Source organism: Pseudomonas brassicacearum subsp. neoaurantiaca, assembly GCF_013608025.1.
Taxonomy (GTDB): domain Bacteria; phylum Pseudomonadota; class Gammaproteobacteria; order Pseudomonadales; family Pseudomonadaceae; genus Aquipseudomonas.
Map to the genome: position 1 here is coordinate 89,738 of NZ_VDLV01000007.1, position 18,615 is coordinate 108,352.

An 18,615-nucleotide genomic window follows, 5' to 3' on the forward strand; every position below is an offset into this window, starting at 1 on the left:
CGCCCTACTGGACAGGGCGCAGTGTTTTGTCATACCGAAGACAATGCGATAAAAGCGCCGGGCGCATATCCGCTCAAGCACAACGGTTATCGATTAACCTAGCTACCTTTTCAAAGGCGATAGCCACATGTTCTATCGCGCTCGCATCGGCCAGCAGCATGCGGTGAGGCAAAGCGATGCAGGACCTGGAAAAGTCTTGCGCTATAGGCAATTGATAGCGGGATGGATCGACCGCATCGGTGAATGTCTTGCCCAACTCGAACCGGTTTCGAGAGAATGGCTTGTAGAGACGATTCAGATTAAGCGCGCTGTACATCGTCTTGCAGGGCAGCCGGATTTCTGCAGACAGCGCCGTAGCGAACTGCTCTGCACCATGTGTCTCAACAATTGACTGTGGCAATCGCACCACATAGGTGTAATGCGCCCGCTCCGTGGTACGAGGGGCGGTAGCTTGTGGCAGGAAACCAAGAGACACCAGAAAGTTGTCCAGAGTGGCGGCATTACGACGTCTATGTGCCAGTTGCTCGTCCAACATCTCCAGTTGTGCCACCAGGACGGCAGCATGAAATTCCGAGAGACAGTGGTTGTTGCCCATGATCTCCGCGCTCTCGACCAGTGCCATCTCATCCATTCCAGGCGGCTGCGCAGAGAGCGTTCGGCCGTCGGCCCGCAGATGTGCCAAGCGTCGTGCTAGGCACGCGTTGTTAGTAATCACCGCCCCGCCCTCGCCGCTCGTCAGCAGCTTGCTGTGCTGCATCGAAAACGTACCGGCCGCGCCGAAGCAACCAACATGCCGACCGGCGTACCGGGCTCCATGTGCCTGGGCGCAATCTTCGATCAATGGGATGGCGTGCGCCTGGGCGATAGCCACCAGGCGATCCAGGTCGGCGACTGCCGATCCAAGATGGACCACAGTAATAGCTCGCGTACGCGACGTGATTGCGCGCTCAACGGCCACTGGATCAAGGCAACCGGTCTTGGGGTCCACGTCGGTCAGGACGGGAATAGCATTGATCCCAAGTACTGCGGATGCCGATGCGACCCAGCTCACACCTGGTACGATCACCTCATCGTGCGCCCCAACTTCACAGGCCTCCAACGCCATGCTCAAGCTGGCGGTACCCGTCGAGGACGGCACGCAATACCCTGCTCCAGTGTATTCGGCAAACGCCTGCCCGAAACGCTCTTCCCAAGATGGCTGCCCACGGTATTGACCACTGATGGACCATCGGTGGCTACCGAGCACGGCGTTGACATTACGTTTGGTGTTCTCAGTGCTCTGAGGCCAATTGGGCCAATTACCATCGTGGACCGTAGCTCCTCCATAAATTGCTAGCTTTTCCAACATCGATACCTCCGTCAATCAGGGTTAATTCGGTCTGTCCATGACGGTCATGGAGTCAGGCCAACGGTTGTTCTGGATTCTTTCGCTAGAACGGATTCAATTCAGGCGGCGCCACAGACGCTCTGCATATCGTGCGGTGCCGGTGCCGACACGGCCGGCATGTAGCAGCATCTCGGCAATAGTTGATGCACTGGTCTGTGAGCGGTAGCCCCACATGTCTTCGCATTTGCTTTCCAGCACCACTTCGATGTTGGCCGTTATTGCGGGTGCCAGACCTTGAATGGTGAGCTGTCTTTCGAGTTCCGGAAGCGACAAGCTCGAACTGTAGGGAGTGTCTTCGTAATAAAGGACGTCGACGTGATCCAGCGTATCTGCGGCAACTCGTACGATCTGATGATCGATATGACCGCCAAGACCGCACGGAGCAAACACAACCTGAGGCATCCGACATGCCACGGCGTTTCGGATCAAGTTCACCACGCCCTCGGTCCTCGGATCATCGCTGGCGGCGGTGCTGAGTTCCGTAGCTTCGTCATATCCCATTGCAAAGCTGTCCGGGCAGGGCAGAAGGTCGTAATCGATCCACCGTCGCGCGCAATACGCACGGTCCTCCTGCTCCCGCTCTGCCGATATCGCATCTGTGGATTTCGCGCGCGAAGCCTTCGTCAATGCCCATCCGCTGTGGCCGAAGATTGTCATCAGATGGAGATCTGCTCGCATGGAAAGCCGCGCCACGATGCCGCCTATGGAGTAGGCAACATCGTCAGCGTGCGGCGAGAGCATCAGGATTCGCTTACCCAGCATTGATTCCAGGGATGACGGGATCATCGCTCCTCCTTGATCCAACGAATCGCTTCCTCAACGGGAACGACATCGTTGGCTCCGTCTATCATGCGAAAGGCGGCCTGGAAGCGCCGCTGCGGGCTGATAGACGCGGGGTAGCTTCTTCCAAAACACTGCGAAGTGGCTGTAAGTCCTTTCTCAAAACGGTCCAGCAATTCGTCAAGTACATCGCTGGTCGCGAGTGAGACTGTTTGATTGTCACCTTCGTATAAAAGCAGGCCCGCCATGGCGAAATTCGTATATAGGGTCTGATCCAGGGCCTCGGTGGCACCCACGATTTGCAGCATCGGACCATCGCCAAATATCTCGATTGGCAGCTCGCTACGTCGCACGATATTACGCATCTCTGCAGCCAGGGTGGCTCCGCACTGGACTAATCGCTGGTAACCGTCGTGGTTGTCCATGTAGTCCAGCGTTGCCAACGCCGCTACGATCGGGATCGTGTCAAAATAGGCCGTATAGGTGAACTCCTTTGCCGCAGCCATCACATCGGATCGGCCCACCAGACATGACAGCCGGTGGCCATTCGCCAAACCTTTGGCGAAGGTATACAGATCTGCATGGAAGCCCACCGTCCCTGGAAATTTGGAGGCACGCATCGAGCGGTAGCCTTGCTTGACGTCATCGCAACACAGCAGTACCCCCTCATGCTTAGCGATCTGCGCCAACCGACGAAGCGTATCCGGTTGCAGGTGGATGTAGTCGGGAGACAAAATCACCAAGGCTGTTTGTCCTCGATGCTGCTCAAGCAACTGTTCGAGCAATTCCGGCACAAAGTAGAAATCAATGACGCCACTCGCATTGGCTTCCAGCAGGTGGTCGCTCCTCGCCCAATAGTCGCCCCAGCCGTGATATCCCGCGCTCGCAATCACGTGCCGTCCCGTGAATTGCCGCGCAACCTGAACAGCGGCACGGCAGGCTTCCGTCCCTGTGCTGAACAGGGCAAGTCGTGCTTCGTCCATTTCGACGTCGTCGATGATCCGATTTGTGAGCGTCTCATGCAGATTGCTCCAGCACGTCGCCGACGCCAGCCCGCTGTGGAGATGGTGCGCAATAGCTGAATTCACAGCCGGGTGGTGGTGCCCAAGCGTGACGCTACCTTTACCATTCATCAGGTCGATGTATTGCTTGCCGTCCGATAGCGTCACCTTGGCGCCACTGGAACTGACGGCGCGAAGCCTGGGCTGTGCGGTGTAGATGTCGGTTACGATATGGTGAGGTCTGTCCATGTTATTTCCCGGAAGATGTGTCGATCTCGGCCAACTCGGAGGTTGTCCTAATCAATTGACGGAAATCTTCGCAGAAAGTGATGCGTCCCCTGTCGCTAGGGATTCTCACGCTGCGCACTCTTGACTCGATGATCATCAAGGCAGCCAGGGACAAGCTCCCCCGGACGCTCCACCAAGCGAGACCGCACAGGGATGCGAGTTGTCTAGCGTCTTCGATCTTCAGGCGATTCTCGAGAATGAAAGCTGCCAATTCCAGCTCGGGAAAACTGATGTCGCCCCAGTTTGCTTCCAGTTGAAAGCGATGAAGTTTTCCGTGTCGGTCAACCTGCCAATGCCAGCCACCACTGCTATAACGCAGGGACGAACGGAACGCTCTACCCTCCCGTCCGGGCCACGGTACCGGCTCCGTTAGAAACGCTCTCAGTGGCTCAGCTATCTCTTGGAGCGGATCGAAACTGAAACGCTCTTGCATGACCCCTACAATTGCCGACCAGCGCGGATCAAGCGTCATGACCACAGGGCTGTGGTATGTATGCGCAAGGGTCTGCCATTCAGGGACGGCCAGCCAGTTTGCCGCTTGAAGCAGTAAGTCGGCTCGGTTCGGCGGGCTTGCAGTATGGAATTGCTCTTGGAATGACCGCGTGACGCCGATGTCAGCCGTAATGGCATAGCCGTCAACCAACCAGGTTTCACTAGTAGACCTCATCCTCCGCAGGCGATCGAACTCAGCACGACCGAACACGCCTTCACCGATGAATCGCAGATGTAACAACGCATCACCGTCAGGTCCAAGAATTTCGATCGGCGTCTTGCGTGGGTTCACCAGAGGCCGATGTCCATTCAGGACTCCTGGGTCATTCCATGGGAGCCAGGCGCGACCGAACCCGTAACGCACCTCACCTTGTGGGCACCGGAAGTGCATTTGCGCTTGGGCCGGGAGCGAAGGTATGCCCGCTGTCTCCCGCAGTCTTGCGATAAATTCAGGTTGTTCTCTAGGTAGTAAGCATTCCCAAAGCCGTGGCGCACGCACGTCGCGCCTCATGTACGACGGTGAGTGTGTTGGCATCGAGCGACTTGTCGGACCGCGCCAAAGCTTTCCAACGCTCGAAAACCATAGATCGATGCCGGGCTCGCGCAACGGCTCCGCGACAAGTTCGATGGTGGCCCCGGTATCCGGCCGGTCGTCCACCACTACGACCACAGGGGCGAGTCGGTGCTCCAACCAGGCCCAAACGGTTTCCAAGCCATCAAGCGTTGGGGATCCTTCTCGCGGGCGCACCGTACACCAGTGCACGTCGGCGGCACCCAATCCGGTCAGGACTACCTTCCAGAGCGGAGCAAGATATGCTCCACCGGTGCGGATCCCAACAATTAGGAAGGCCCTATCAAGGCCCACTTGCGCAGTTAATCGATCAACGTCGTCGGCAATCAGTTCGAGATCGGCAAGGTCGTAGCCGCAGCACTCTGGGATCGGCAGGTGAAGCATTTTACTAAGGGAAGCGGGGGACGAGTTTAAATGGAGCGCGACACTTGCATAAGCAAGGTGATCGATGTTTTCGGATGCGGCAGCTATTCGGCCTAGCATCACTTGTGCGGCGCAATCGGCTTCGCATTCGGCGCGGCGAAGTTGCTCTTCGATTTGTTCCATCGTCGTATCGGCGAGTACGCCGTTTAGTCTACTCACAGCGAGCAGATCGGCCCAAAATTGCACACTGGCGCAAGCCACCAGGTACAGGTCATGGGTTCCAGGGGCGGCAGCGGCGCGCAGGCGACTCAGTACTCGCCCGATATCGATGTGCAACAGTCCTACGGGACCCGACTGAGTAGGCTGGTTAACAAGAAGGTTGTTCATAATTATCACATATAGAGATCCGTGATCGCGTCGGTCGCGAGAGACCCACGTAGCTAGTGATCGGCAGGCCCGTCATGGTCCAGGATATGAAGAGTGCACTTGTCACGGCTGACTTTCCCCGACGACAAGGTCTTTGATGTTTGTTAAACAATCTTCAATGCAAGACTGAATTAGCGAGGCTTCGACTAATATCAACGGCCTACCAAGGGGGCCGGCCGGAACGCCCAAATCATCCAGCAGGATCATGGCAACCTGGTCAGGACGAGCGCAGACATAACCCCGCTTGTTGTCCGTGAGCAACAGCGCCATCACTGCGGCGACAGTCACTCCGATTGGTAACCGAACCATTAGTCCGTTACGTCTGAGTAGACGATGATGAAGGTTCCGGCCCGAGTCACTCAGCCGTCCTAGACGACGAGCAGCTTCGGCAGCAACGATCATTCCAAGGCCGACGGCTTCTCCATGCGGTATTCGGCCTTCTGCCGCTAGTTCGATTGCATGACCAACAGTGTGGCCATATTCGAACACGAGGGCCTCTCTGCGCTCGTATTTGTCGGCCCTCATCACTTTTTGCTTTGCAAGCAAACCTGCCTTGACAATGACCATTAGTTCCGTATCGGAATAATATGCGTCTGGCTTCAAACCACTTTCTAGCAGTGGAATGTTCTCGGTGGCCACGGTCAATGCGTTTTTTATGATCTCGCACATGCCGGACCGAATTTGCGTCGCCGGAAGTGTTCGAAGAAAATTGATATCAATCAGAACAGCTGTGGGTTTGTGAAAGCAGCCCAGCAAATTTTTACCTAGAGATAAGTTCACTGCCTGTTTGAGTGAGGCTACTGAGTCTGCCGCCGCTATTAATGTCGTAGGTACATGTACAAGACGAATACCTCGAAAAAGCAACGCGGCTATTAACCCACCGAGATTTCCGATGAGCCCACCACCCATGGCGACGATTACGCTGCTTCGATCAATACCAGCGCGCACCATTTCTTGTGCAAAATGCTCGACAGTTTTCAAGGATTTAAATGATTCGCCGTTGTCGACGACCCAAAGGCTCGAAGAAGTTTGAGCCGTTAGCTCCTCGTACAATACGTCCGCATGCAACTGACTGACAGTTCTATCCGTAATCACGTGATAGCTTGAGGCACCGAGTTCACGTAACCTGGATATGATTTCATCCAGACATCGCACGCCGATCCACACCGGATAATGCTCATCTTCGAATTGAAGCTGCAAGTTATGCATAAGACTCTCTCCAGTTATACACCGACATTGATAGCCGCGAGGCTGCTTATCGTTACCGTGCCGGAAGCTGGCTGCTGGCTGCTATTTTTGCCCAGATCACAGAACGCTGACTTGCGAATCATGCCTATATGACAAACGCGTCACGCATACGAAAATCCAGGATCTATGGAACAAGCACAGTTCTCTATTCGTATACCTGCACCGAACAAGCGCTGGCACTTGAACTTTCAATCTAGTTGAAGTTGGTGTGCTGTCAATGAATGGAGATAGTATGTTACATCTCTGTGGCGATATCTGGACAACGCCAAAAAATTTTATTCAGAAACGCCTTACAAAGGCTTAGGAAAGAGGCTACGCCTTAATGTCACATTTCTATTTGTAAAAAATTAAATTTACAAATTTTCAATTCTCACGATTTGCTTCTCTGCTAAGGTTGTTTTACTTTCACAGAAAGAGCGAGCCTTCTCAAAGGCGTTAGCTATTATTCGATAATATGTAGATTCAGTACATGTTGGGTGGTGCTACTCAATAAGTTGGCATTTGCGTGCCTTCATGTAAATCACGTCAGAGGACGTCTCATGATAATGACTTCTCCTATGGATCAGTACTTCGAAGATCGTCCACTCGGTGCTTCCCATTTGCATGGATTACGGTCAAATACTCTATTAGATGATCCCTTTGACGTGGTCATTATTGGTAGTGGGGCAGCTGGTGCGGTTGCTGCAGACACCTTTGTTCGCGCTGGGCTTCGTACCCTCATGTTGGAGGAAGGAGTGCGACTCAAGACTAGTGCGAAGAATGCGGACGTTGACGCGCAGACTGAGCACGCATTGGCCGGCAATTGCGCTCAAGGGTGGAGTTCGCAGGGATGGCCATGGAGCACGCGTAATCTTGGCGGTGGCACGGTTTTCTATGGTGGGGCCTCGTTTCGGTATACCGAATTCGATTTCGATCCCAGCGAGCGCATCCGTGTCGAGGGGCTACCGGTGAAATGGCCCATCGGCTCTTCCGATCTGGCTCCTTTCTACACCGAGATAGAGTCGATTCTCTCCATTGATCGAACTGGGTTCGAATGCAAGCGAACCCAGGCTCCAATTACTTTGAGCCTGCCCGCAGAACATCTTTGGGAAGGGGCCCTCCAGCTCGGTCTGTCTCCCCGCTCAACCCCTGTAGCGATAGACCGCAGCCGGTGCGACCACTGCTCCTTATGTATCACGGCACAGTGCACACGCGGTGCCAAGCGCGATGTGGTGAATTCCTTGCTCGGTCCTTTGGCTGACATGCCTAATTTGCTGCTGTTGACTGGTGTGAAGGCCATGGCGCTGACGCAGGAACGCTGCAATCGCGCCAGCTCGGTCCGGTGCATGGACACTACAACAGGTCAAGTTCGTTCCATCCGCGGGCACCGTTTTGTGCTGGCCTGTAATGCAATTCAAACCGCCGCGCTACTGCTGCGCTCGGTCTCGTCTCTCGCACCAAGGGGGCTCGGCAACGAGCACGATATGGTCGGTCGGGGTCTTTGCATGAAGCTCAGCGAATATTCGCAAGGTGTCGTGAATGTAGACCGGCAAGAAGTTGACGATCATCCAATAGGTTATCGGGGGCCATTCTCGACGATTTGTACGTTTGATCATTATCTGGACGACCGCTGTCCGACTGGTGTTGGCGGGCTGATCTACGAAGCCAAGCATGACGACTACAGCCTGATTCCGGACGATGGTCTGGTATTGCGCGTGGAAACCATTCTTGCTGATCATCCGTCTCTCGGGAATCGGGTCCGGCTCTCCAGCAGTACGGACTCATGGGGACTGCCGCGGTTGATGATCGACTATACGACGAGCTCAAAAGATCTGGCACGCCTAGCATATATGGTGGAGCGCTCAGCTGATTGGCTTAAGGCCTCTGGCGTAAGGAATATCCAATATGAGGCCTCGAACTTCGCAATGGGAAGTACTCACCTGCACGGCACCTGTCGCGCTGGTAATGACCCACGAACGTCGGTGGTGGATCGGGAAGGAAAGCTCCATTCGGTGGATAACGTCTACGTAGTGGATGGTAGCTATATGCCCTACCCCGGCGGAGTGAATCCTACTCTGACCATCCAGGCCAATGCCCTGAGAATTGCTCGCCAGATAGTCCGCGATGCAGCGGGTCATTTGAGCGTCTTGGGAGGCGCTGCCGTCCTTCCTTAACTGAATCATTCAGAAAGTGGACACAATCATGACACCCCATTTCATTCGTCAACTTGTTATTCACACTATTTGCAATGTGACCGGCGAGACTCCTGAAAGCATTACGGGCCTCGATAGGGTTGAATTGAATACACGTGATTGGGAGCAGGTCTTTAGCCGGTTGGAAACGACGCTTGATATCCAGACTGGCATGTTGACTTCTACCGAGCGCGCGATATCTATCGATGCGTTGACGCATGTGCTGCTCGCCAGACTAACAGACAACATCATCACCTAACCGATGCGTGTTCGGAGTCGTCGTAAGTCATTACCACGGTGCGAGCCCACTCATTTAGAAGGCTGTAGACGTCGCATGATGTTTGGTTGCGCGTCTCTGCACTCCTGAACTGCCCTCGGCCCTAATTCATATATCAAAGGCCTGATTGTTATGAAAGTTTTAAAGCTGACACCCTTTTTTCATCATCCGGACGCTGATTCATGGCCGGTGGCGTATGACTCGGTAGGCGGCATGCAGGTTCAGACTTGGAGACAAGCCGTTTGGCTTGCTCAGGAAGGGATCCATCAACACGTCATGACGATTGGCTTTCCCGGATTGCCCAAGCTGCGACAGCTGCATCCGTTTCTATGGATTGAGCGCATGTTACTACCCATGCCGCAGATACGATCTGAGTTCAGCGGTTTGATAGGGCTAACGCAATCGTGGGCGCTGGCAACGTTGTCTGCGTTGCTCCAAAAAGGGCACAACAGTGATTTCGATGTCATTCATGCGCATCTCGATGGACAAATTCCGGCACTGCTCGTCGCCTATTTAGCGCCTAGATTGTTACGACGGCCCCTGATTCTGACGGTGCACTGTTCTCGTCTCGCGGTCTATACGCCGCATTCCTGGCTGGACATGCTTCAGCACCGCTTGGCCCGGTGGCTAGAACGCAAAGTCGTGAGCACGGCCTTCGCGGTAGTCACCCTTACCCAACGAACCGCCTCCGAACTCTCGCGTGATGCTCGTCATATCGAGATCGTCCCCGACGTGGTCGACACCATACAATTCGCGCCGCCCCAGCAGGAAGGACTAGCTGCATTCCGAGAACGTTATGACCTGCGGCGGAAAACGGTGGGTTTTGTCGGCCGCATTGCGAAAGAAAAGGGGTGGCAGCATCTCATTCCCCTCGCTCAGGCCCTTCGCGAGCAAGAGTGCGAGTTGCTGATCGTCGGTGACGGGACACAACGGGATCGGCTACGGCACGCCATTAATAAGGCTGGGCTGCAAGACTGGGTGACGATCACGGGGTTTATTCCCAACCATGAAGTGCCTCTGGCGATGGCGGCTTGCCGTTTGATCGTGATGCCGTCAGCGTATGAAGAGTTTGGGGGAGCCAGCATTGAAGCGCTAGCTATCGGTGTTCCGGTAGTGGCGTTTGCCGTTGGTGGTCTTCCAGAAATTCTTCGCGGCATAACTCCCGACCTGTTGATCGCTCCGGAGGATACGTCCGCTCTGATTGCAAAAGTCAATGCAGTGCTGGCCGGGCACCATTCGGGAAGTATCGATCCGGCTCGGCTGCGCGCCTACGTCGAGCAACGTTATGCCCCAGCCGCGATGGGCATGCGAATCCTGGATCTATATCGATTAGCGTTGATCAACTCTACAAAGCCAGCCAAACCATAAGTGCCGCTGCCCAGTAACTGCACGGTACTGTCAAAGCTCACCCAATGGAATACGACCCGCCACGGAGTATTTTCTATGTCGCTGATTCACCTCCCCAATACCATTTCTGCACCAGAAGTGGTGCAGTGCTTGCGCGAGCACGGCTACGCCATCATCGACAAACTCGTACCCGGCACTGCAATGGATCGCATCGCCGAAGAGCTCGAGCCCTATACCGCAGTGACGCCTTTCGGACCCGACGGCATTCTTGGCAGGCGGACCAAACGTACAGGCGGTCTGGTTGCGAGATCTGTTGGGGTGCGAGAATTGATTCTCGATCCAACTATCATTGAGACCACACGACGTTTTCTTTCTCACGCTACGACGTTTCAGATCCATTGCACGCAGGTTGTATCTATTCATCCTGGTGAAAAAGCACAGACGCTGCATCAAGACGAGGTAGCTTGGGACATGTTCCCGTTCCCCAACGACTATCACGCGCAATGCAACACGCTGTGGGCCATGACTGACTACACCGAAAGGATGGGTGCCACGCGTATCGTACCCGGCAGTCACCGAGCGGGACGCAGCGTAGAATTTGAGTTCGCGGAAAGCTTCCCCGCAGAGATGGAAAAGGGATCGGTGCTTATCTATGACGGAAAGGTTTACCACGGTGGCGGAGCCAATCGCTCCGACCGAGTCAGGTCGGCAATTAACCTGACTTATGCGCTCGGCTGGCTTCGGCAAGAGGAGAATCAGTTCTTGTCTTGCCCGCTGGAGATTGCTCGTACGCTGCCAGATGAATTGCTGCGTCTTATGGGCTATCAGTGCGGAGCGTTCGCCTTGGGCTATGTCCATGGGTTCGAGGATCCGATGACGGTATTGGGGCGCAGCCAACCTGGAAAAATCGTGGGCGCGGAGTTAATGCTGAGGGCTGAACAGACCGAGGGCCGTAGGTCTTTCCTGCGGGAAGAAAAATTCGATCAAGATCATTTATGAAGCGGGTACGGACCTACCGGCGCTTAACCAAAGTTGTTTTCTAAGCATTGCCTAGTCGCAGCTGGGTTTGAAGGCTGCGATTTTTTGCTGCTATAAAAACTTATGCACCTGAGCGTAGCTTTTATGTGTTTATGAAATATGTATTAAAAACAAAGACCTATAGCATAAAAGCGACGGATTTTTAAAAAACGGTACACAGGTTATCCACAGATCTCAAACAGCGGCTTGTTCCGTGGATACTTCCGCGACAGGGCCGGGAGGAAGCGAGCCCATGTCCCGTTGTGCCTGTTCGTTCCAGGCTTGTACGCGATCATTGAGATCAGCGATGGCGCGGGGCCCAGTGCCCTCTGCGTACATCGGCTTGCCGATAACCACTGTAATGACACCCGGTTTTCTGACCCAGCCAGCCTTTGGCCAGAATTTGCCTGCATTGTGTGCAATCGGCAGCACCGGCAAGGACGCGTTTACCGCCAATGCTGAACCGCTGCGGGAAAACTTGCCGATCGTCCCATAAGGCACGCGAGTCCCCTCAGGAAAGATCAGGACCCAAACGTTGTCCTTGAGCAGCACGTCGCCTTTTTGCGCGACCTGCTTGAGCGCAACCTTGGGATTGTCACGATCAATGGCAATCGGGCGCAGCATCGCCATGGCCCAGCCGAAGAACGGCACGAACAGCAGTTCACGCTTGAGGACCTGGCTCAACGGCTCGAAGTAGGCGGAAAGAAAGAATGTTTCCCAAGTGCTTTGGTGGTTGGACTGGATGACACAAGGCCGGTCAGGCACGTTCTCGGCACCCTTCACTTCGTAACTGATACCCAGCAATACCTTGCTTAACCAAAGGGCGCAGCGGCACCAGTAAACGTTGATGAAGCGGTAGCGCGTCTTGAACGACATGAACGGCGCGACAAAAAAACTCAAGGTGCACCACAGCAAGGAGCTGGTGCCCAACAGCAGGTAAAAGAGAAAGGTTCTGATGGCCTGCAGTATCGACATAGCGGCGTTTACCATTGCGGGCAAGGCCCGCCTGCTTAAGCGCTTCCCGAACAATCCTTGATCAGGATGTCTGGGAGCTCTAATTGTGGATAAGTTCAGCGGCAATCGCCGCCAGGTCGTCAAAAATCAAGGTGCCCACCGGTAGGGTCTTGCCCAGAGTCTTCTCGCCTTTCCCGGTCTTTACCAAAACTGGCTGACAATCGACGGCCTTGGCCGCCTCCAAGTCACCGAGGCTGTCGCCGACAAACCAGACACCCGATAGTGCAACGCCGTAATGCGCGGCGATAATTTTCAACATGCCTGGCTTCGGCTTGCGGCAATCGCAACCTTCGTCCGGTCCGTGCGGGCAATAGACGATCAAGCCAACCTCCCCGCCCTGCTCTGCCACCAGGTCGCGCAAGCGCTGATGCATGGCATCGAGGACGGCGAGTTCGTAGTAACCGCGAGCGATGCCCGACTGGTTGGTGGCAACCGCCACCGTCCAGCCGGCCTTGCTCAACTGCGCGATGGCCTCGATGGAACCGGGCAGCGGCAACCACTCCTCCACCGATTTGATGTAAGCGTCGGAGTCGTGATTGATCACTCCGTCCCGATCGAGAATCAGCAGTTTCAAGATTTACCCCAGCAGCGAAATATCGGCAACACCGAGGAACAACCCACGCAGTCGCGCCAGCAGCGCATAGCGGTTCGCCCGAACGTTGGCATCTTCAGCGTTGACCATCACCGCTTCGAAAAACGCATCCACCGGCTCACGCAACGCCGCCAGGCGCGCCAGGGTTTCACTGTACTGACGCGCCGCTGCCATCGGCTGGACCGCCTGGTCCGCCTGCTGGATCGCCGAGTACAGGGAAAACTCGTTGGCGTTGTCGAAATACTTGGCTTCGACGGTGGCCGCGATGTTGCCTTCGGCCTTGCCCAGCAGGTTCGACACCCGCTTGTTCACCGCCGCCAGCGCAGCCGCTTCCGGCAGTTTGCGGAACGCCTGTACCGCTTGCACGCGCTGGTCGAAGTCCAGGGCCGAACCCGGTTTCAGGGCGCGCACCGACAAGTAGGTCGCAACGTCGACGCCTTCATCTTCATAACGCGCACGCAGGCGGTCGAAGATGAATTCCAGCACCGCATCGGCCAGGCCGGCAGCCTTGACCTTGCTGCCGAACGCATTGACGGCGAAGGCCACGGCGTCGTTCAGGTCCAGGTCCAGCTGCTTATCGATCAGGATCCGCAGCACGCCCAGCGCCGCACGACGCAAGGCATACGGGTCCTTGCTGCCGGTGGGCAGCATGCCGATGCCGAAGATGCCGACCAAGGTGTCGAGCTTGTCGGCGATCGCCACGGCCGCGCCGGTCAGGGTGGTCGGCAGTTCAGCGCCAGCACCGCGCGGCATGTACTGCTCGTTCAGGGCCAGCGCTACATCTTGCGGCTCGCCATCGTTGAGGGCGTAGTAGTAACCGGCGACGCCTTGCATCTCCGGGAACTCACCGACCATCTCGGTGGACAGGTCGCACTTGGACAGGATGCCGGCACGGGCTGCGCGCTGGGCGTCGCCGCCGATGCGTGGGGCAATGAACGCCGCCAGTTTAGAAACGCGCTCGGCCTTGTCGTAGACGCTGCCGAGTTTTTCCTGGAACACCACGTTGCGCAGGCGCTCGTTGAAGCTTTCCAGGGGTTGTTTCTTGTCCTGCTTGAAGAAGAACTCGGCATCGGTCAGGCGCGGGCGAACGACTTTCTCGTTGCCGGCGACGATCTGCTGCGGGTCCTTGCTTTCAATGTTGGCGACCGTAATGAAGCGCGGCAGCAACTTGCCTTCAGCGTCCAGCAGGCAGAAGTATTTCTGGTTGTCCTGCATGGTGGTGATCAGCGCTTCCTGGGGCACTTCAAGGAAACGTTCCTCGAACGAGCACACCAGCGGCACCGGCCATTCCACCAGGGCGGTCACTTCGTCCAGCAGGTTGGCCGGCACGATGGCGGTGCCTTCCTGCAGGGTGGCCAGCTCTTCGGTGCGCTTGCTGATTAGCTCGCGGCGTTCGTTGGCGTCGGCCAGCACATAGGCGGCGCGCAGGTCGGCCAGGTAATTGGCCGGCGAGGTGATGCGCACGCTTTGTGGGTGATGGAAGCGGTGACCGCGAGAATCACGACCGGCCTTCTGGGCGAGGATCGTGCAATCGATGACCTGGTCGCCGAGCAACATCACCAGCCACTGGGTCGGACGCACGAACTCTTCCTTGCGCGCGGCCCAGCGCATGCGCTTGGGAATCGGCAGGTCGTTCAGGGAATCTTCGACAATGGTCGGCAACAGGCTGGCGGTCGGCTTGCCCTTGATGCTCTGGCTGTAGCGCAGCTTGGGACCGCTCTGGTCGATTTCGCTCAGGTCCACGCCACACTTCTTGGCGAAGCCCAGGGCGGCCTGGGTCGGGTTGCCGTCGGCGTCGAACGCGGCCTGGCGTGGCGGGCCATCGAGGTTGATGCTGCGATCAGGCTGCTGGGTTTCCAGGGCGGTGATCAGCACGGCCAGGCGGCGCGGCGCGGCATAGACGTGTTTGGTTTCGAAGTTCAGGCCAGCGGCTTGCAGGCCTTTTTCAATGCCGGCCAGGAACGCATCGGCCAGGGTGTTCAGGGCTTTGGGTGGCAGTTCTTCGGTGCCCAGTTCAACCAGAAAATCTTGAGCACTCATTGTGCAGCCTCCAGCTTAGCCAACACTTCATCACGCAGGTCCGGGGTCGCCATCGGGAAGCCCAGCTTGGCACGGGCCAGCAGGTAGGCTTGCGCAACGGAACGCGCCAGGGTGCGTACACGCAGGATGTATTGCTGGCGCGCGGTCACGGAAATCGCCCGGCGTGCGTCCAGCAGGTTGAAGGTATGGGACGCCTTCAACACCATTTCATAGCTCGGCAGCGGCAGCGGCTGGTCCAATTCGATCAGGCGCTTGGCTTCGCTTTCATAGAAATCGAACAGTTCGAACAGCTTGTCGACGTTGGCGTGTTCGAAGTTATAGGTCGACTGCTCCACTTCGTTCTGGTGGAACACGTCGCCATAGGTCACTTTGCCGAACGGGCCGTCGGCCCACACCAAGTCGTAGACCGAATCCACGCCTTGCAGGTACATGGCCAGACGTTCGAGGCCATAAGTGATCTCACCGGTCACCGGGTAGCACTCGATGCCGCCCGCTTGCTGGAAGTAGGTGAACTGGGTCACTTCCATGCCGTTGAGCCAGACTTCCCAGCCCAGGCCCCAGGCGCCCAGGGTCGGCGATTCCCAGTTGTCTTCGACGAAACGAATGTCATGCACCAACGGGTCGAGGCCGACGTGCTTGAGGGAGCCCAGGTACAGCTCCTGGAAGTTTTCCGGGTTCGGCTTCAGCACCACTTGGAATTGGTAGTAATGCTGCAGGCGGTTCGGGTTTTCGCCGTAGCGGCCGTCAGTCGGGCGGCGGCTGGGCTGCACATAGGCGGCGTTCCAGGTTTCCGGGCCGATGGCACGCAGAAACGTGGCGGTGTGGAAAGTGCCGGCGCCTACTTCCATATCGTAGGGCTGAAGTACCACGCAACCTTGCTCGGCCCAGTATTGCTGGAGGGCGAGGATCAAGTCTTGGAAGGTACGCACGGCTGGCGTAGGCTGGCTCACGAAATTCACCTGTTTCTTGGGCTGCGATTTAAAGAGCGGGAGTATACCCGATTCGTTCGTGCGCACGCCCCCTGGAGCCTTATGCCACGCTGCTTTTGGTGTTCTGACGATCCGTTGTACATGGCTTATCACGATCAGGAGTGGGGCACGCCGCTGCGCGATGCGCAGGGTTTGTTCGAGTTGCTTTTGCTCGAAGGGTTCCAGGCCGGGCTGTCCTGGATCACCGTTCTGCGCAAACGCGAGCGCTACCGGGAAGTGTTGTACGGCTTCGACGTACAGCGCGTGGCGCAAATGAGCGACGCGGAAATCGATGACCTGATGCTCGATCCGGGCATCATCCGCAACCGTCTCAAGCTCAAGGCCGCCCGGCGCAATGCCCAGGCCTGGCTGGCGCTGGAAGACCCGGTAGGGTTCCTCTGGTCGTTCGTGGGCGACAAGCCCATCATCAACCATTTCAAGGATCGCACCGAAGTGCCGGCCATTACCCCCGAAGCGCTGGCGATGAGCAAAGGTTTGAAAAAAGCCGGATTCACCTTTGTCGGGCCGACCATCTGCTACGCCTTGATGCAAGCCTCGGGCATGGTCATGGACCACACCCAGGATTGCGACCGCTACGCCGAGTTGGCAAACGGCGGTTAGAATAGCCGGCTCGCAACACGCCCATGAATTCAGGAGTCACCTGTGGATAAGTTGAAAGGCGCCTTGCTGGTCGGCGCTCTGCGATTGTTTGCGCTGCTGCCCTGGGGGGCGGTGCAAGCGGTGGGCTCGGCCATTGGCTGGTTCATGTGGAAATTGCCGAACCGTTCCCGCGACGTGGTGCGGATCAACCTCGCCAAATGCTTTCCAGAAATGGACCCGGCCGAGCGCGAGCGCCTGGTTGGCCAGAGCCTCAAGGACATCGGCAAATCCCTGACCGAAAGCGCCTGCGCTTGGATCTGGCCGGCCCAGCGCTCCATCGAACTGGTGCGCGAAGTCGAAGGCCTGGAGGTTCTAAAGGAAGCACTGGCGTCGGGCAAAGGCGTGGTCGGCATCACCAGCCATTTGGGCAACTGGGAAGTGCTCAACCACTTCTATTGCAGCCAGTGCAAACCGATCATTTTCTATCGTCCGCCCAAGCTCAAGGCAGTGGATGAATTGCTGCAAAAGCAACGTGTGCAACTGGGCAACAAAGTCGCGGCGTCGACCAAGGAAGGCATCCTCAGCGTCATCAAGGAAGTGCGCAAGGGCGGCCAGGTGGGCATCCCCGCCGACCCGGAACCGGCCGAATCTGCCGGTATCTTCGTGCCCTTCTTCGCCACCCAGGCCCTGACCAGCAAGTTCGTGCCGAACATGCTCGCGGGTGGCAAAGCGGTCGGTGTCTTCCTCCACGCCCTGCGCCTGCCGGACGGTTCCGGCTACAAAGTCATCCTCGAAGCCGCCCCGGAAGAGATGTACAGCACCGACACCGAAACCGCCTGCGCTGCCATGAGCAAGGTGGTCGAGCGTTACGTACGCGCCTACCCGAGCCAGTACATGTGGAGCATGAAACGCTTCAAGAAACGCCCGCCGGGCGAGGCGCGGTGGTACTGAAAGCGGGGAATCAATTCTGGCAATGGCCTTACTGGTGGCAAGGATCCCTCGCCACAACCACAATGCCTTGGCCTGCACGGAACCCGTGGCGAGGGAGCTTGCTCCCGCTGGGCGGCGCAGCAGCCCGCCCCCCTAAAGCTCGGTCCCCCGCTGTCGATAACCCGATGTATCCGCCAATCATGGACCGATGAAATGGAATTCTCTGTTAGCTCTGCCGCTATCTCCCCCGCCAACACTAACCTCTCCCGCTCCGACCAGAAGCTGGTAACCAATCCTCCTGCGGACGCCGTAAAGCAGCTGACAAGCGCCGGCCCTGCAGCGATCTACCACCCCAGTGAAGAAACCCAGACCATGGTGGAATCGCCAGTGGTGATCGAAACCTGGATCGGTCGCTCCCAATCGCCAGACTTCCCTCGATTCGCCGCGATTACCGAGAGCGCGAAAAACACCCTGAGAAGCTCTTTCGAGACGTTCCAGTCAACGCTGTCGGCAACCCATCCGGACCTGGCCGGCAAGAAATATGGCTTCACCGTCGAGGCCGATGGCCGCTTGAAGGTGCTCAACACAGCCGGTCAGCTCAGCAGCGCGGACACCCAGCGGCTGACCGATCTGCTCAATGAGTCCACTGATCTGAAAGCCGCCGCCGTTGCGTTCCGCGACGCCTCTATCGACATGGTCGACGCCGACTCGCCCTGGTCCGGCAGCTACCTGGGCCGCTACAACCTGACCCAGGAAAACTTCGCCAACACCATCGATCTGGCGCCGATGCTCAAACGCGCCGGCTCGGTCCCTCCCCAGGAGTTTTCGGACGGGTTGTTTTTCAACCAACTGGCGTACAAAGGCGAACGGGCGACGCGAGAGACGGAAGCCGCAATGCTTGAGCGGCGTGCTGCGCAGCGATTCAGCGCGCAAGCCTGAAAGCTGGCTCGACCGAACCCCGTGGCAAGGGAGCTTGCTCCCGCTGGGCTGCGCAGCAGCCTCCCACGACAACAAAACACCACCACCCCTGTGGGAGCGAGCCTGAACTGGTCAAGTAATCCCGGACACCGATTACGGTGTTTATGCCGCTTTTTGCTCCATGG

Annotated in this window: 16 protein-coding genes; 7 read left to right on the top strand and 9 right to left on the bottom strand. The window is 57.0% G+C overall.

The features are described 5' to 3' along the window. Positions 1-73 precede the first annotated feature (73 nt). From FHK92_RS05410 to FHK92_RS05430, 5 genes are all read right to left on the bottom strand, one after another. Positions 74-1,348: a DegT/DnrJ/EryC1/StrS aminotransferase family protein gene (locus tag FHK92_RS05410; protein WP_181287169.1), complete on the bottom strand. Its 1,275-nt coding sequence runs from the start codon at positions 1,346-1,348 to the stop codon at positions 74-76. A 93-nt stretch (positions 1,349-1,441) separates the two neighbouring features. Further along, positions 1,442-2,173, bottom strand: a complete 732-nt coding sequence (locus FHK92_RS05415) for a PIG-L deacetylase family protein (RefSeq protein ID WP_181287170.1) — start codon at positions 2,171-2,173, stop codon at positions 1,442-1,444. Next, positions 2,170-3,417 (bottom strand): aminotransferase class III-fold pyridoxal phosphate-dependent enzyme, encoded by a 1,248-nt coding sequence (locus FHK92_RS05420; protein WP_181287171.1) that lies wholly within the window; start codon positions 3,415-3,417, stop codon positions 2,170-2,172. The genes FHK92_RS05415 and FHK92_RS05420 overlap by 4 nt, the downstream gene beginning before the upstream one ends. 1 nt (position 3,418) lies before the next feature. Beyond that, the gene (locus FHK92_RS05425; RefSeq protein WP_181287172.1) at positions 3,419-5,269 is read right to left on the bottom strand and encodes a hypothetical protein; all 1,851 of its coding nucleotides are present in this window, start codon (positions 5,267-5,269) and stop codon (positions 3,419-3,421) included. Between the two features lie 102 nt (positions 5,270-5,371). Then, positions 5,372-6,517, bottom strand: coding sequence for an iron-containing alcohol dehydrogenase (locus FHK92_RS05430; RefSeq protein WP_181287173.1), 1,146 nt, complete (start codon positions 6,515-6,517; stop codon positions 5,372-5,374). A gap of 596 nt (positions 6,518-7,113) precedes the next feature. On the opposite strand from FHK92_RS05430, the gene FHK92_RS05435 reads away from it, so the two are divergent. The 4 genes from FHK92_RS05435 (at position 7,114) to FHK92_RS05450 (ending at position 11,350) form a co-directional block, all read left to right on the top strand. Then, positions 7,114-8,709, top strand: a complete 1,596-nt coding sequence (locus tag FHK92_RS05435) for a GMC oxidoreductase (RefSeq protein ID WP_181287174.1) — start codon at positions 7,114-7,116, stop codon at positions 8,707-8,709. Positions 8,710-8,737: 28 nt separating this feature from the next. After that, positions 8,738-8,986 (top strand): DUF6137 domain-containing protein, encoded by a 249-nt coding sequence (locus FHK92_RS05440; RefSeq protein ID WP_181287175.1) that lies wholly within the window; start codon positions 8,738-8,740, stop codon positions 8,984-8,986. A 150-nt stretch (positions 8,987-9,136) separates the two neighbouring features. After that, entirely contained in the window at positions 9,137-10,372 is a 1,236-nt protein-coding gene (locus FHK92_RS05445) for a glycosyltransferase (RefSeq protein WP_181287176.1), read from the top strand. Positions 10,373-10,447: 75 nt separating this feature from the next. Then, entirely contained in the window at positions 10,448-11,350 is a 903-nt protein-coding gene (locus FHK92_RS05450; RefSeq protein WP_181287177.1) for a phytanoyl-CoA dioxygenase family protein, read from the top strand. 213 nt (positions 11,351-11,563) lie between these two features. On the opposite strand, the gene FHK92_RS05455 is transcribed toward FHK92_RS05450, so the two are convergent. From FHK92_RS05455 to glyQ, 4 genes are all read right to left on the bottom strand, one after another. Then, positions 11,564-12,343, bottom strand: a complete 780-nt coding sequence (locus FHK92_RS05455; protein WP_181287184.1) for a lysophospholipid acyltransferase family protein — start codon at positions 12,341-12,343, stop codon at positions 11,564-11,566. 79 nt (positions 12,344-12,422) lie between these two features. Beyond that, entirely contained in the window at positions 12,423-12,956 is a 534-nt protein-coding gene (gmhB, locus tag FHK92_RS05460; protein ID WP_181287178.1) for a D-glycero-beta-D-manno-heptose 1,7-bisphosphate 7-phosphatase, read from the bottom strand. Positions 12,957-12,959: 3 nt separating this feature from the next. Then, positions 12,960-15,014: a glycine--tRNA ligase subunit beta gene (gene glyS / locus FHK92_RS05465; protein WP_181287179.1), complete on the bottom strand. Its 2,055-nt coding sequence runs from the start codon at positions 15,012-15,014 to the stop codon at positions 12,960-12,962. Then, positions 15,011-15,964 (bottom strand): glycine--tRNA ligase subunit alpha, encoded by a 954-nt coding sequence (gene glyQ, locus FHK92_RS05470; protein ID WP_022641565.1) that lies wholly within the window; start codon positions 15,962-15,964, stop codon positions 15,011-15,013. Before glyQ ends, glyS begins: the two co-directional genes overlap by 4 nt. An 81-nt stretch (positions 15,965-16,045) precedes the next feature. On the opposite strand from glyQ, the gene FHK92_RS05475 reads away from it, so the two are divergent. From FHK92_RS05475 to FHK92_RS05485, 3 genes are all read left to right on the top strand, one after another. Next, on the top strand, positions 16,046-16,603 hold the full coding sequence (locus FHK92_RS05475) for a DNA-3-methyladenine glycosylase I (protein WP_181287180.1): 558 nt from the start codon (positions 16,046-16,048) through the stop codon (positions 16,601-16,603). Positions 16,604-16,645: 42 nt separating this feature from the next. After that, on the top strand, positions 16,646-17,533 hold the full coding sequence (locus FHK92_RS05480) for a lysophospholipid acyltransferase (RefSeq protein WP_181287181.1): 888 nt from the start codon (positions 16,646-16,648) through the stop codon (positions 17,531-17,533). Between the two features lie 192 nt (positions 17,534-17,725). Next, positions 17,726-18,451, top strand: coding sequence for a hypothetical protein (locus tag FHK92_RS05485; protein WP_181287182.1), 726 nt, complete (start codon positions 17,726-17,728; stop codon positions 18,449-18,451). Positions 18,452-18,615: the final 164 nt, after the last annotated feature.